13 protein-coding genes, 1 tRNA gene and 1 riboswitch are annotated in these 15,146 nt (G+C 44.0%); of the genes, 8 read left to right on the forward strand and 6 right to left on the reverse strand.

Going from position 1 to position 15,146, the window contains the following annotated elements:
* Positions 1-285: 285 nt before the first annotated feature.
* The 6 genes from B0187_RS06165 to B0187_RS06190 all read right to left on the reverse strand — a co-directional run bounded on the left by B0187_RS06165 (position 286) and on the right by B0187_RS06190 (position 7,835).
* Positions 286-1,662 (reverse strand): YdgA family protein, encoded by a 1,377-nt coding sequence (locus tag B0187_RS06165; RefSeq protein ID WP_078236985.1) that lies wholly within the window; start codon positions 1,660-1,662, stop codon positions 286-288.
* A 66-nt stretch (positions 1,663-1,728) separates the two neighbouring features.
* Entirely contained in the window at positions 1,729-2,136 is a 408-nt protein-coding gene (locus B0187_RS06170) for an H-NS family histone-like protein (RefSeq protein WP_078236986.1), read from the reverse strand.
* 221 nt (positions 2,137-2,357) lie between these two features.
* On the reverse strand, positions 2,358-3,719 hold the full coding sequence (glmU, locus tag B0187_RS06175) for a bifunctional UDP-N-acetylglucosamine diphosphorylase/glucosamine-1-phosphate N-acetyltransferase GlmU (protein ID WP_078236987.1): 1,362 nt from the start codon (positions 3,717-3,719) through the stop codon (positions 2,358-2,360).
* Between the two features lie 148 nt (positions 3,720-3,867).
* Positions 3,868-5,394: a Na+/H+ antiporter NhaC family protein gene (locus tag B0187_RS06180; RefSeq protein ID WP_078236988.1), complete on the reverse strand. Its 1,527-nt coding sequence runs from the start codon at positions 5,392-5,394 to the stop codon at positions 3,868-3,870.
* Between the two features lie 122 nt (positions 5,395-5,516).
* Positions 5,517-5,692: riboswitch (Lysine riboswitch) on the reverse strand.
* Between the two features lie 177 nt (positions 5,693-5,869).
* Positions 5,870-7,600 (reverse strand): DUF3413 domain-containing protein, encoded by a 1,731-nt coding sequence (locus B0187_RS06185; protein ID WP_078236989.1) that lies wholly within the window; start codon positions 7,598-7,600, stop codon positions 5,870-5,872.
* A gap of 13 nt (positions 7,601-7,613) precedes the next feature.
* Positions 7,614-7,835 carry a YejL family protein gene (locus tag B0187_RS06190; protein WP_078236990.1) on the reverse strand — a complete coding sequence of 74 codons (222 nt, stop codon included), beginning with the start codon at positions 7,833-7,835 and terminating at the stop codon, positions 7,614-7,616.
* 158 nt (positions 7,836-7,993) lie between these two features.
* Here B0187_RS06190 and mepA point away from each other — a divergent pair, with 158 nt between their 5' ends.
* The 8 genes from mepA to B0187_RS06230 all read left to right on the forward strand — a co-directional run.
* Positions 7,994-8,821: a penicillin-insensitive murein endopeptidase gene (gene mepA, locus B0187_RS06195; RefSeq protein WP_078236991.1), complete on the forward strand. Its 828-nt coding sequence runs from the start codon at positions 7,994-7,996 to the stop codon at positions 8,819-8,821.
* Positions 8,822-8,870: 49 nt separating this feature from the next.
* Positions 8,871-10,790, forward strand: a complete 1,920-nt coding sequence (locus B0187_RS06200; protein WP_078236992.1) for a DNA topoisomerase III — start codon at positions 8,871-8,873, stop codon at positions 10,788-10,790.
* Between the two features lie 123 nt (positions 10,791-10,913).
* Positions 10,914-11,243 carry a preprotein translocase subunit SecG gene (gene secG, locus B0187_RS06205; protein ID WP_078237006.1) on the forward strand — a complete coding sequence of 110 codons (330 nt, stop codon included), beginning with the start codon at positions 10,914-10,916 and terminating at the stop codon, positions 11,241-11,243.
* Between the two features lie 24 nt (positions 11,244-11,267).
* Positions 11,268-11,353 (forward strand) — tRNA-Leu (locus B0187_RS06210).
* Between the two features lie 184 nt (positions 11,354-11,537).
* Positions 11,538-12,761: a tyrosine-type recombinase/integrase gene (locus B0187_RS06215; RefSeq protein ID WP_078236993.1), complete on the forward strand. Its 1,224-nt coding sequence runs from the start codon at positions 11,538-11,540 to the stop codon at positions 12,759-12,761.
* 342 nt (positions 12,762-13,103) lie between these two features.
* Positions 13,104-13,550 carry a phage tail terminator protein gene (gpU, locus tag B0187_RS06220; RefSeq protein WP_078236994.1) on the forward strand — a complete coding sequence of 149 codons (447 nt, stop codon included), beginning with the start codon at positions 13,104-13,106 and terminating at the stop codon, positions 13,548-13,550.
* On the forward strand, positions 13,543-14,730 hold the full coding sequence (locus B0187_RS06225) for a phage major capsid protein (RefSeq protein WP_078236995.1): 1,188 nt from the start codon (positions 13,543-13,545) through the stop codon (positions 14,728-14,730). The genes gpU and B0187_RS06225 overlap by 8 nt, the downstream gene beginning before the upstream one ends.
* A 46-nt stretch (positions 14,731-14,776) precedes the next feature.
* Positions 14,777-15,146, forward strand: a 370-nt coding sequence (locus B0187_RS06230) for an HK97 family phage prohead protease (protein WP_143413764.1), incomplete at its 3' end; no start/stop codon positions are given.

Genomic DNA, 15,146 nt, shown 5'->3' on the forward strand with positions numbered 1-15,146 from the left:
ATTGAAAATGAAATATCCCGTTGATTTTAAACATTTTTTATAAAAAATACAAAATTTGTTAAAAAAACGTAGATAAATTTTGCCACAAGATACCAAAATTGCTTGATTTTGTCTATTTCTGACAGCCCTAATCCCGCCAAAATGCGAACAATTTACATAAACAAAGACGATTTTCTCGCCGAAAAATTCCCCACCGCCCCGTGAAAAAATTTATTTATCTCATAAAATAAAAAACCATTTATCACAAAAGTCATAAATGGTTTTACGCTACACAAATTTAATACGTTATTTTAAGAGCGATCCGCCCAGCATTATCATTAAAAGATAGCCTTGCAGTTCTTGATCGGAAAGGACTTTATCGTTTAATTTCACTTGCTGATTTTCAATATCAAGCTGGAATTTCGCCTTGTCGCCCTCAACGTTGAGCAACTGCATTTGAGAGCCTTTATCAAGCAATTCGTTGATAGTATTGGTAGCAAGCTCTTCGGCGGCTGCAAGATCTTTAAGATCGACTGCGATAAAAGGCTTGAACACTTTAATTAACGCAGGTTTATTTACATCTAGCTCAATTTTTGAGCCGTTAAGCAATTTGACAAATTCGTTCAGATCATAGCGAGTGTTGTTGGAATCAAGCTGTCCTGATTGAATATCAAGCAACAATTTATTTTTGCCGAGATCATTTTCGATCGCCAAATCCCCTTTCACTTTTGGCGAATTTGCCAATATTTCTTCGAAAATTTGGCTACCCTCTGGCATTTGGGCAGCGGCAAAGAGATTTGGCGAAATTTGCGATAAGCGATTCAATTTATCCGCATCCAAATTGAGATCAAGATCGAAACTTACTTTGCCGATTTTTTCCTGCTGATTTCCTAACGCGACTCTCGGTTGCATTTTCAGTTTCACGTTCGACTCTGCTCTACCTTGCTTGATTTTGGTTTCGCCATTTACGCTAAGATTTTCCAAAACAAGACTGCCACCCTCATCATTCGTCCGCACAGTTCCCATTTTCACTTCAACATCGCCCAGTTGAATCGCAGGGTATTTCGGATCAGTTTCAAATTTCAACTGATAGGCTAAATTCTCGATCTGAACATTATCCAACCTCGCAGAATCCGTTTTAACAGAAACCCCTTTTTGATTTCCGTTCACCGTAATCTCACTAGTTTCTAGCTGATTATCAGGGGTTTTAAATGGGGTGATTTTGGCTTCGGCATCCAATTCACCACCGTAAGAAACATCAAGTTGCGAAGTGATAATTGCTTTATCGCCAAAAATCGAGGTAAGACGGCTATCTTGGCTAGTTTGGCGACCTTCACTACTCAGCAACACAGGCACAAAATTCAATTTTTGCAAACGATTGAGTGGCAACGGCCCGTGGTAAATTTTTTCCGCCCCGTTAAAAATGAAACTTTTCGATGAACCTTCAAGGAATTCAACTTTCAGATCATAGTTAAGATCAGAACTAAACAAGCCTTTGATAAACTGCGGATTTTGCATTTCTGCTTGAATACCGTATTGCTCTAACGCTTTTAATTTTTGGTTAGCAAGCGGTAGGATTTCCTGATATTTCTGCTCTACTTGGTTGCCCGTGTACCAACTTCCCCCTGTTACCACCGCACCAAGTACGGCAACAACGGAAAGAGCTAAGGTTGATTTTTTCATTTTATTTCCTCTTTACATAGTAAAAGAGAATCCCGCAGGATTCTCTTTAAATAGTATTTAAACAAATTAGATTGCGAAATCAGCTAAGGTTTTACCTTGATTTAATGCCGCTTGGATTTCGCGTGGGGTGCGACCTTGACCTGTCCAAGTTTTTTCATTGCCGTTTACATCAATGAATTTATATTTTGGTGGACGTGGTGCACGCGGTTCACGTTTTTTACGCTCGCCAGTGTTTCCTAATAATGCCGCCAATTCTTCCGCAGAAATGCCGTCTTTTGCCAATAATTCTTTATATTTGTTTAAACCTTCAAGGAGTTTTGCGTTTTCAATTTCCGCTGCTTTCACTTCTTCACGTTTTTCTTCAAGTACGATTTGTACTTTCTCTACTACGCTTTCTAGTTGCTCTAAGGTTAAATCACGAGCAACAGCACGTAAGCTACGAAGATTGGTTAATTGTTTAGCAAATTCAGACATTCGATTTCTCCTATAAAATTTCATTAAAAATATAAAGCCGATTTCTAATAAGATAGAAATTATTGAGTATATTAACCTATTTTAACAAAAAGTAAATATAAAAAAGACTAAAAAATGATTTATGTATTCTTTTTCTTAATATGATAGAAATTATGTATATAAAAATTTTTGAGCTATATAAAAAAATAGCGGGATCTACCCGCTATTTTTGCTCTGCTCTTTTATTTTTTGGTCGGACGCTGCCAGTTGGCGATGTGGCGTTGTGGCACGCGGCTAATCACGAGTTCGTTTTCGCCCACATCTTTGGTAATAGTTGCACCTGCCCCAATCGTTGCCCCATTCGCAATGGTAACAGGGGCGACTAATTGGCTGTCTGATCCGACAAACACATTATCGCCGATCACGGTTTTGAATTTGTTTGCCCCATCGTAGTTGCAGGTAATCGCACCCGCCCCGATGTTGCAGTTTTCGCCGACTTCTGCATCGCCCACATAGCTTAAATGGTTCACTTTTGAGCCTTCGCCGAGTTGGGCATTTTTGATTTCCACGAAGTTGCCCACGTGGGTGTGAGCGGCTAAATCGGCACCTGGGCGTAAGCGTGAGAAAGGTCCGATCTTGGCGGAAACGCCCACTTTGGCATTTTCGAGGACAGAATACGGTTTGATTTCCACATCATCGCCGATTTCGCAGTTTTTCAGCACGCAACCTGCCCCGATTTTGACACGGTTGCCGAGTTTAATCTCGCCCTCTAAAATCACGTTCACATCAATTTCCACATCTTTACCGTGGGAAACCGTGCCACGCACATCAAAACGGGTTGGGTCGATAATGCTCACACCCGCCAACAGCAGTTTTTCCGCCTGTTTTTTCTGATAGAAACGTTCCAACGCCGCCAGTTGCAAGCGGTTATTTGCCCCTTCCACTTCCATAAATTCGCTGGCTTGCACCGCTTGCACTTGGAAGCCGTCTTGGTTCGCCATCGCGATCACATCAGTAATATAGTATTCGCCTTGGGCGTTATTATTGTTGAGGTTTTGCAACCATTTTTTGAAGCTCGCCCCACTCGCCACCATTACGCCCGTGTTCACTTCTTGGATTTTGAGCTGTTCTGGGTTGGCATCTTTTTGTTCCACAATCGCCACCACCGAGCCATTTTCACGGATAATCCGCCCGTAACCCGTTGGGTTGTCCAACACCACCGTCAGCAACGCAATGCCGTTTTCAGGCTTGGCGGCGATCAATTTTTCGAGGGTCTCTTTTTGGATCAGCGGTGCATCGCCGTAAAGCATCACGATATTTTCATCATCGGCAAAAAACGGCGCGGCTTGTTGCATTGCGTGTCCTGTTCCCAATTGTTCCGCTTGAAATACCCAATTTACAGGTTCATCGGCAAGGCGTTGTTTGAGCAAATCCGCCCCGTGTCCGTAAATTAAGTGAATTTGTTGAGCGTTGAGCTGCTTGGCGGTGTCGATAACGTGTTTCACCATTGGCTTACCCGCCACAGGGTGCAACACTTTCGGTAAATCGGAATACATTCGAGTGCCTTTGCCAGCGGCTAAAATCACGACGCTAAGTTTGTTCATTATTAAATCCTTATCGAAAAAATTTCGGCTATTTTAGCCGAATTTGCTGGAAAACAGAATAAACGCAAGCGGTCGGTTTGGGGAAAATTTTTAAAATTCGCTCAAATCCGACCGCTTGTTAAGTCAATCAAAAATCATTGTCAATGCTTTACGCCGATTGCTTATTTTTGAATACAAAAATCAAGCTAACCAACGCCACCGCCGTTACCGCAAAGCCAGCCAAGGCGGATTGGGTAAAGCCGAGGGTAATATAACCTGCCAATGAAGCCGTCGCTACCAACATTGCATAAGGGAATTGGGTGGTAACGTGATCCATATGGTTACATTGTGCCCCTGTCGAAGAAAGAATGGTGGTGTCGGAAATTGGTGAGCAATGGTCGCCACACACCGCCCCCGCCATTACCGCTGACATACACGGAATTAACAACGCAGGCTCAATTTTCATCGCCATTGCTGCGGCGATTGGCAACATAATACCGAATGTTCCCCAACTTGTGCCAGTCGCAAATGCCATTACGCTTGCCAACACAAACAGGATCGCAGGTAAGAATGCAGACGGAATGTTCCCTGCCACAAGGCTAGAAAGGTAATCCCCCGTGTGGATCTCTTTCACCACGGTGCTGATGATCCACGCAAACACGAGGATCGCAATCGCCCCGAACATTGAACGGCAGCCGATCCAGATCGCTTTGCTGTAATCTTCCGCTTTAATTAACCCTGCAGTGCAAACTAACACGGCAATCACGCCAAGTGTACCACCCACCACGAGTGAGGTGTTTACGTCCGTATTTTCAAACGCCCCTAAGATGCTGAATGTCTCTAACGCCTGTGCGCCTGTGTAGATCATTGAAACCACAGTGGCTGAAATTAACACCAACACTGGCACGATCAACGCATAAACACGCCCTTTGCCTTGTCCATTGCTTTGGCTCACGGCTTCGCTCTCTTTGCTTTCGGCATTTAATGCTTCTCTTTCTAAACGCCCCATTGAGCCAATATCAAAAGAAAAATAAGCCACAAAGAACACCATCGCCAACGCAAATAAGGCGTAATAGTTCATCGCACTCATTGAGGCGAACGCCACAATCGGCGTATATTCCGTTACGTTATAAGTGGCGAGCAGACCTGCGATAGTCGCAATAATTGAAGCCCCCCAACTTGAAACAGGCATCAGCACGCACATTGGGGCAGCGGTGGAATCCAAAATATAGGCTAATTTGGCACGGGAAACCTTGAATTTATCCGTAACAGGACGAGCAATCGCCCCCACCGCTAAACTATGGAAATAGTCATCAATAAAGGTAACAAACACAAGGCTTGCGGTGAGCAATTTCGCCCCACGGCGGCTTTTAATATGCTGTTGAGCCCAACTCGCAAAGGCTTGATTACTTCCCGAAAACGTCAGCAACGAAGTGAAAACCCCCAATAACAGCAAGAATACCAAAATTTGCACCTTGCCCCAGCTAAAACTTTCGCCATCGTGAACCAAGCCCACAATGCTATTTTTTAGATAGACTAAGGTATCCATCGGATTCCAATTCGCCAGCATAAAAGCCCCAACCACAATCCCCAAGCCTAACGAAAGCAACACACGGCGGGTTACAATCGCTAAGGTCAAAGCCAAGCCCGCTGGCACAAGGGAAAGGATTGAATTTGAATAATCAACTAAATTCATAAAACCTCTAACAAAACTTTGTAATGAAATAATTTGAACCAAACAAAGATAGAGATCTACTGAAAACATCTGCACGAATGCAAATAAAAAGGAAAGGGAAAATGAAGAGAAAATCACCCTAGCCTAACAGTAGCACTCCGTAACCATAAAGATGATTACGACAGTGTCGTTCCTTTCGGTAACGACCCCAACCAATTAAGATGACGCTTAATTGATTTCGGCAAATACGCCTTTCCATCTTTCTCATCGTTTTCCACTCAAAAGATATACTTATCGCATTTGCACCTCTACAATTTGTAGGACGGGCGAGAGATTACAATAAGAAAAACGCTTTGACAAGTTAAATGAGAGAAAATCTTCTAATAATAAAATTTTCGCCACTGCAAGGGGTGGGATTTTAAAAAATTTCCATTGCTGACAAATATATTAGGGATGAATAATAATTTATCCCTAATGTAATTAAAGGTAATGTTTACTATTTTTCCACAAACTGATTACTCTGCTTAATCAGCTGTAAAAACACCGCAAGGGGTGGGCGTGGGTTGTTTTGTTGTTCGCCCTCAGCGTTGTAGCTTTGGAAATGTCCGTTTTTGTCGATGTGGTATTGCTCGTTGTCCGCCATTATCGCCACGTCCGATTTACGATTACCTGCCAGCACCCACATTCTTTGGGTCGGTTTGGTGAGATCCTGACCCTGTGCGTAGTCTGCAAGCGGGTTGTTTACCCCGAAAAATTGTGAGACGAGGGTCGGCATAATATCCAAATGGCTTGATAATTCGGTGCGTTCTAGACTATCCCCCTGCCAATAGGCGATCATCGGCACTTCGAGGCGTGAGCGATCAAAGCGGTTTGCTTTGTCGTTTTTCTCGCCGAGATCGGCGGTGATCAGCACAAGGGTGTTATGGGTTAAGCCTTGCTGTTCAAGCTGTTGCCAAATTTGTCCGAATTGCCAGTCGAGCAGTTTGGCTTGCTGTTCTTTGTCGTTGGCGGGTGGCAAGGTTAGATCTAAATAGCTGAAAAAGGGTTGAGCCGAGCGAGCGACCAGCCACGATTTCCAAAGGTTGATCGCTTCCAAATTGTTGCTTGATTTTGGCAAGTCAAAGTTACGGAATAGGGATCGGCGGTAAATCGGCTCTTCAAAATTGCTATGGGAAAATAAGCCGAATTGGTAGCCCGATTGTTGCAATAAATCGATCAATGGCGAGGATTTTCGTTCGCTTAAAATCGAATCCACATATTTTCCGCTCAAACTATAAAATAAGCCCACCACGCCCGCCATTTCATCTTCGCCGCTACTGTAATGTTGCATAAAGTGGTAGGATTGACGGCTAATTTTGTCAAGATTTGGGGTGTTTTGTGGGTTAATCCATTCATTTTTTAAGCCCGAAAAATTGATAAACAGCACATTGGCGGTGCTTTGTTTGGTCGCATTCAGCGGTTTTTTCGGATAATTTAGGTAGAATGCGTCAAGCTGCCCCGTGCCTTTGAGTTGTTGTTCCATTGCGGTTTTGTCAATTAAACCGTGTTTTTCAAGGAAACTACGGGCGGTCATTGGATAAGAGAGCGGATAGTTCGCTTTTTGTGCCGTGATCGGGCGGTAGAGGGACATATCCGCCCACGCATAAAGCAGATGGGTGGCAGTAAAGCAAGTGAGGAAAAACAGGGCGACAAATTTGCCCCATTTTTGGCGGTTAAAACTGCGTAATTTCTGCCAGCACCAACGGGAATAGAGCATTTCCGCTAATAAAATCAACGGCATTGGCACAAACAGCACTTGCCATTGGCGGGAAAGTTCGCCGTTGTCGGGATTGACGAGCAGATCCCACACGAGGGGCGAAAGGTGCAAGTAAAATTGTTTGAAAACTTCCGTATCCACCAACAAAACCGTTAGCCCAATGGTGGCGATAATCACCGAAACGCCACGGAAGGTTCGCTCGTTTTTAATCAAAAAGCTCAATGGGAAAAGCAGCAACAAAAACACCGCAAACACCACAAAACTAAAATGCCCGAACAAACTGATAAAGAAATAGAGCTTACCGAATAAGGTGTTCGGCCAATCGGCATTGAACGCATAACGAGAGGAAATCAGCAACGCCAGCACAATATTAAACAGGGCAAACCAATGCCCCCACGCAATGCGTTGCGAGGTTTCTTCTCGATATTGGCGAGAGTTTTGCGGTAAAAAACGAGCAAAAAATTTCAGCATAATTGAGTGCGATTTAGTGCAAAGTCGTGAGCGATTTTTTCAAGGCTTGGGCAAACGTTTCCGCCACCAGTTGTTGCTGTTCAGGCTTAACGCTATGTTGAATAATGTTGGTAATTGCATCGCCCAACGCCATTAGGGAAAGATCCACAGGGGCTTTGTGCTTTTCAAGGGTAATCAATAAATCGTTTAATAGTGCTTCAAGTTGAGCGTTTTGGTATTTTGATTGGCTTGCCATTTTGGAATAAATCTTCGTAAAAAATGTGGCAAATATACCATAAAAAAGCCGTTGCAAGCGGTAAGATTTTCGATTTTTTTCTCAAATGGGCGGAAGACTACAAATCAAGCAAAATTTTTGCTACCATACCGCCCGTTTTTTCCATTAGGTTTTGTATGATGAAATTATTAAAAGTCGCATTCTTTGCCAGTTTATCCGCCTTTGCCGTAACAGCTTCGGCAAGTGTTTGGGAACAAATTCGCACCCCTGTGCAGGGCGTGCCACAATCGGTTGGCGGTTATAGTAACGGCTGTTTAATCGGCGGTCAGCCATTGGCATTAAAGGGCGAAGGCTATCAAGTGATTCGTTCCGTCAGAAACCGTTATTACGGCAACCCAGAATTATTAAGTTTCCTCAAACGCTTGGGGCAAAATGGTAAAAATGCAGGCTTACCGCCGATCTTGATTGGCGATATGTCAATGCCCGCAGGCGGTCGTTTTTTAACGGGACACGCCAGCCACCAAACAGGGCTTGATGCGGATATTTGGTTACGATTTGGACCGATGGACGATGAAACCGCCCGCAACCCCGCAGGGCTTGCCACAGTAATGGTGGATCACGCCAAACAACGGGTTGATGAACGGGTGTGGACGCCAAATCAAGCCACCTTAATTAAACTTGCGGCACAAGATCCAAAGGTGGATCGTATTTTTGTGAACCCTGCGATCAAACTGAAACTCTGCCAAACCGCAGGGGAAGATCGTGAATGGTTACGCAAGGTGCGTCCTTGGTTCTCGCACGATTCTCATATGCACGTTCGTTTGGGTTGCCCTGAGGGTTCGCCGAGTTGCGAAAAACAAGCCCCAATCCCTGCGGGCGATGGCTGCGGTGATGAGCTTTATTCTTGGTTTGAACCAGCCAAGCCGTCAAGTTCATCAAAACCGAAAACCGTGCCAGCAATGCCTTATCAATGTCAAATGATCCTATCGAATTTAGGACTAAACTAAATCAATCAAATGGGTGAAAGATCACCCATTTTCTTTTGTGTGATCTCAAATGCGTCTATTCATAGCCGAAAAACCAAGCCTTGGGCGGGCGATTGCCGATGTGTTGCCGAAACCGCATAAAAAGGGGGACGGCTTTATTCAATGTGGCGACAATGATGTCGTCACTTGGTGCATCGGTCATTTGCTCGAACAAGCCGAACCCGATGCCTACGATGAACGTTTTAAAATGTGGCGAATGGAACATTTGCCGATTGTGCCGCAGCAGTGGAAATTGATCCCGAAAAAAGAGACCTTAAAGCAATTTAAGGTGGTGGAACGTTTGATCCAGCAAGCGGATATTTTGGTCAACGCTGGCGACCCTGATCGTGAGGGGCAACTGTTGGTGGACGAAGTGTTCGGCTATATCAATTTACCGCCCGAAAGACGCAATCAGATCCAGCGTTGTTTGGTGAGCGATCTTAATCCGAGTGCAGTCAAAAAAGCGATTGAAAAATTGCAAAATAATCGAGATTTCGTACCGCTTGCTACTTCGGCGTTGGCTCGGGCAAGGGCGGATTGGCTTTACGGGATCAATATGACCCGATCCTACACCCTGCAAGGGCGTTGGGCGGGCTATAAAGGCGTGCTGTCGGTGGGACGGGTGCAGACCCCCGTGCTTGGTTTAATTGTTCGCCGAGATTTAGAAATCGAAAATTTCGTACCGAAAGATTATTTTGAGGTGCTTGCCCATATTCTCGTGCCAGAAACGCAGGAACGCTTTACCGCTCAATGGCAGCCGAGCAAGGCGTGCGAGGATTATCAAGATGACGAAGGGCGTGTGCTATCCCGTGGTTTGGCGGAAAATGTGGTCAAGCGAATTAGCGATCAGCCAGCCACCGTCAGCGATTATCAAGACAAAATCGAAACGGAAACCGCCCCCTTGCCTTATTCCCTTTCCGCCTTGCAGATTGATGCGGCACGCCGTTTTGGTTTGTCGGCACAAGATGTGTTGGATATTTGTCAGCGGTTGTACGAAACCCACAAGCTGATTACCTACCCGCGTTCCGATAATCGCTATTTGCCGAACGAACATTTTGCCGACCGCTATAAAGTGATGACGGCGATTGCGAGCCATTTGAGCGAATATCAACAAAAGCCCGAAGTGGTGAATCCCGACCAAAAAAATCGTTGTTGGAATGATAGCAAGGTGGAAGCCCACCACGCGATTATCCCCACCGCTCGCACGGGGCAAGTTAATTTGAGCGAAAGCGAACGGCGGATCTATCATCTGATCGCACGCCAATATCTACTGCAATTCTGCCCCGATGCCGAATATCGCAAGGGTAAAATTGAGCTGAATATCGCTGGCGGTGTGTTTGTGGCACAGGCTCGCAATCTGGTGGTGGCAGGCTGGAAAGCCTTGCTCGGTAAGGAAGATAGCGATGAAGTGTTAGAACCGCTGTTGCCTGTGGTGAAAAAAGGGCAAACGCTACATTGCGAAAAAGGCGAAATCGTCAGCAAAAAAACGCAACCGCCTCGCCATTTTACCGATGCAACTTTGCTTTCAGCGATGACGGGGATCGCCCGCTTTGTGCAGGATAAACAGCTCAAAAAAGTGCTGCGAGAAACGGACGGCTTAGGCACGGAAGCGACTCGTGCAGGGATTATTGAGCTACTGTTTAAGCGAGGTTTCCTTACCAAAAAAGGGCGGAATATCCATAGCACCGAGGCAGGGCGTAGCCTGATTTTCGCCCTGCCCGACACCGCCACCCAGCCCGATATGACCGCCCATTGGGAAATGCAACTAACCGACATCAGCAAAAAACAGGCGAGCTATCAACAATTTATGGCGGAACTCACAGGGCGACTGCCCGAATTGCTGAAAAGCCCGAATCGGCAGGCATTGCAAAATTTAGGCAAAATCACACCGCTTGCTAGCCCAAACAAGCGGTCAGTTTCTCGAAAAAATAAGCAAACCGACCAAAAATAGAGCGAATGAATAATTTTTTGCAAAATCCCCTTGCAAGCCCAAAATGAAATCGCTATTATGCACGCCATCGCAAGCCGATTAGCAAATCGGCTTTTCTATGCGAACAAATTTAGAGAAAAGCAAATGTTAATCAATGTACTAACAATTATTTATCTCGTTGTTGCGGTTGCGTTAATCGGATTTGTGTTAATGCAACAAGGAAAAGGGGCTGATGCAGGTGCATCGTTCGGGGCTGGTGCAGCAGGCACGGTTTTCGGTTCAGCAGGTTCTGCAAACTTCTTATCCAGAACAACAGCGATTTTGGCAGTGATTTTCTTCGCAATCAGCTTGACTATCGGTAACTTAAACTCAAATCAAGTTGCCCCAAAAAGTCAGTTTGAAGATTTAAGCCAAGTAGAACAAAAACCGCAACAAGAAGCGGTAAAAACTGAGAATAACGACATTCCTCAGTAACTTCGCAAAATAACATATCAAAACGCTCTGGTGGTGGAATTGGTAGACACGCTATCTTGAGGGGGTAGTGTCCATAGGATGTGCGAGTTCGAGTCTCGCCCAGAGCACCAAATAACCTTTCGTAACTGTTCGTAAGTTATCGAAAAAATCAAATAAAGCTAGTAAATTCAAGGTTTACTAGCTTTTTTCTTATCGTAACCTTTCGCATTTTTTCGTTTCTAACCGCAAATTTTAGGAACACATTTAGGAACACAAGATCTATAATGTTCCTAAATGTAATCCTATGGGGGTAATATGGCAAGAATAACGAAACCTTTAACACACACCGAGATAGACCGAGCAAAACCCAAAGAGAAAGATTACAGCTTAATGGATGGGCAAGGGCTATTTTTGAGGGTAAAACCAAATGGAAGTAAAACGTGGCTTTTCAATTATTACCGCCCTATTACTCACAAGCGAACCAATTTAGGGCTAGGGGCTTATCCAGAAATCTCACTCGCCCAAGCAAGGGCTATGCGTGAAGAATATCGTGCTTTATTAGCACAAGGGATAGATCCTAAATTTGAGAAAGAAAGGCAGCAGCAAGAAGCAGAAAACGCAATCAAAGACACTTTCTTGTCGGTGGCGGAAAGTTATTTCTCGGGGATTTATCAGCAGAAAGCGAAAAATGAGGAAACTCGCTTAAAAAATTGGAAGCGGCTAGAAAAATACATTTTGCCTTACATTGGCAATAAGCATATTTCTACAATTAAAGTAAAAGAGCTGGTCACTATTTACGAACAAGCAGAAAGCCATAGCAATACCCTTAAAAAACTTCATCAAATTGTTGTGGCGATTATGGATCACGCTATTACAAAGGGGTTAATTGATAGCCATAACTGCAAACTGGCAATCAAGAGCTTTCATTTAAAATCTACTACCCCACACCCTACAATCAAGATCGAAGAATTGGGGCAATTATTCGCAGATTTGAATAAGGCGAATATCTCACGGCAGACTTATTTGTTAATTTGTTGGAGTTTTCTAACCGCCGTTCGACCTAATGAAGCAGTAAATGCCCAATGGTCTGAAATTGATTTTAAAAATTGCTTATGGCATATCCCAAAAGAGCGAATGAAAGGGCAAGCCGACAAAAAAAGACCGCATACTGTGCCTTTATCTCGGCAATCTATTTTACTGCTTGAGCAGATGAAGCCTATATCAGGCAATTATCGCTATATATTCAAGGGAAGAAGTACAGAAGATAAGCCAATGAATAAAGAAACCGTCAATACGGCATTAAAGAGGAATGGCTATAAAGATCGCTTGACCGCACACGGTATCAGAGCCTTTATTAAAACTTTTCTCGCCTCTCGCCGTATTGATCGTAATATATCAGAAACCGTATTAGCTCACTTGCTAGAGGGTGGCGATGATTTGGAAAATACCTATAATCGCTATGACTATCTGAATGAGCGAATACCTGTAATGCAACTGATCGCTGATTTTTGCGAACAGAGCGGAATGAAAATCGAATAATCCTACAGCCTAGCCGAAACGCTAGGCTTTTTTTTGCCCTCAAAATCCAGATAAGCGATAAAAAATTATTTTTTTCAATTTTTACATCACTTTATCACTTTTTCTTTCTTTTTATATTCTATCTTATTGATTTTAAAAGAAAATATATAGTAGGTAATAGAGTGATTAGGCAGTGATTTGAGAGTGATCGGAGTGATATAGAGTGAGTGATGTCCCCTTGTTTTTGTAAATTATGTGTTCTTAACCTTTCGTAATTATTCGGCTAAAAAACAATCTATTTACTTCATTTATCAAGGCTATATATTGTCTTGTAGGGCATTTGTTTTTATCCGATAGGCAAAAATGAAATTTCATTCAGCAATTAGAAAAGAGGTATTGGCATTTATTGCCGAGACTGTTCCTAATGTAAAAAACTTCTATAACGGCATTCCAAATATCAGCAACATTGAAAGCGAATTACCTTTGATTTGTGTTCATTTGGATAACGCCGAAGTAGATCCAACGGCGGTTGGGTATCAAGAATGGGAAGCTGATTTGAATATCGGGATTTTTGTGCCATTTGATAAGAGCGAGGAATACCTAGATGAAGTAGCAAGCGAGATATACGAACAACTGCTTACGCATCAATTTAACACCATTTTGCGGAAACAGGCTCAACGCTATGAATACAATTATGACGATGAAAAAGTATGGGTAAGCAGTGCGATAAGTTTTCGCATAAATTATAACTTTGAAGCCGTGAATTTATATCTTAGACAACTTATAGAACAGGGGTACACCGATGTTTAAAAAATTACAAGCGTTAAAGCAACGTAAAGCTGAAAAAGTCGCAGAAATGCGTGCGATTGTCGAAACCCAAAAAGAGGGGGAGGCATTGCCGAAAGAAAAAGCAGAACAGTTTGAAAACTTGAAAAAGTTAGTTGGCGAGATCCAAGAGGAAATCGACCGAGTAGAGGCGGTTGCAGATGCCGAACGCCAAGCAGAGGGCGAGGGAAAAACCGAAGATAAACGCCACGCTAAAATTGATGACGTGGAGTTACGCCACTGGATTAAAACGGGGGAATTGCGTTCACTCTCAACGAATGGCGACAACGGCAAGGACGGCGGTTATTCTGTTATTCCACAGTTAGACAAAGAGGTAATGACCCGTTTAACGGACGACAGCGTAATGCGTCAGATTGCGAACGTGGTACGTTTACCCGTTGGAGCAAAAACCTATAAGAAATTAGTTTCTGCTGGTGGTGCGACTATCGGGCGAGGCGTAGAAGGCGTGGCACGAGGCGAAACCGCTACCCCAAAAATGAATGAAGTTAGCATTGAGTTGAACCCGATTTATGCTTATCCGAAAACGACCCAAGAAATTTTAGATTTTGGTGGCGTGGATATTTTGGGGTGGCTTACTGATGAAATTTCAGAAAGTTTTGCGGAAACCGAAGAAGCAGATTTGACCGCTGGCACAGGTGAAAAACAATCAAAAGGCTTTTTGACTTACCCACGCACCGCCGAAGCCGACAAGGTGCGAGCGTTTGGCAAATTGCAGAAAATGGAAGTGAGTGCGGCGAAATTGTCAGCCGACAATTTGATCGACTTGTTGTTCTCGTTGCATAGCAAATACCGTAAGAATGCCGTTTGGGTGATGAACTCACAGACTGCTGGCACATTGCAAAAACTCAAAAATGGCAATGGTGACTACATTTGGCGTGACGGCTTGCAAGTTGGAAGCCCTGCTACATTGTTAGGCTTGCCAGTGTACTATCTCGAAACAATGCCGAATGCCGAAGCGGGTCAGCCATTTATTGCGGTGGGCGACTTTAAGCGAGGTTACACGATTGTCGATCACGAAACAGGCGTACGCACTCGCCCCGATAACTTGACCGAAGCAGGATTTTATAAAATCCACACGGATAAGTATTTGGGTGGTGGCGTGGTGGATAGCAACGCAATCAAGGTGCTTGAATGTAAAGCATAATGCAAAGGGGCGTGATTGCCCCTTTCGCTATTTGTAGGAATAGATAATGAACAAGAATGAATTTGAGGTAAGAGCCTCAACAATGACCGCCGAGGGCGAAAGCCGAAAGTTGGTGGGCTATGCGGTACGCTGGAATAAGCCGAGCGAAGTTTTATGGGGCGAATTTGTCGAAATGTTCGATAAAGGGGCGTTTGCTCAATCGTTAGCGAGTGGTGCAGATGTTCGGGCTTTATTTGAACACGATCATAGTAAATTGCTAGGACGAACAACAAGCGGTACGTTGTCGTTAATGGAAGATGAACAAGGTTTGCGATTTAGCCTTGATTTACCGAAAACCCAGTTAGGCGATGATATTTTGGAAAGCGTGAAACGGGGCGACCTTAGCGGAATGTCGTTTGGCTTTCGTGCCTTAGCAG

The organism is Haemophilus paracuniculus, from assembly GCF_002015115.1.
In the GTDB taxonomy this organism is placed as follows: Bacteria; Pseudomonadota; Gammaproteobacteria; order Enterobacterales; family Pasteurellaceae; genus Haemophilus_E; species Haemophilus_E paracuniculus.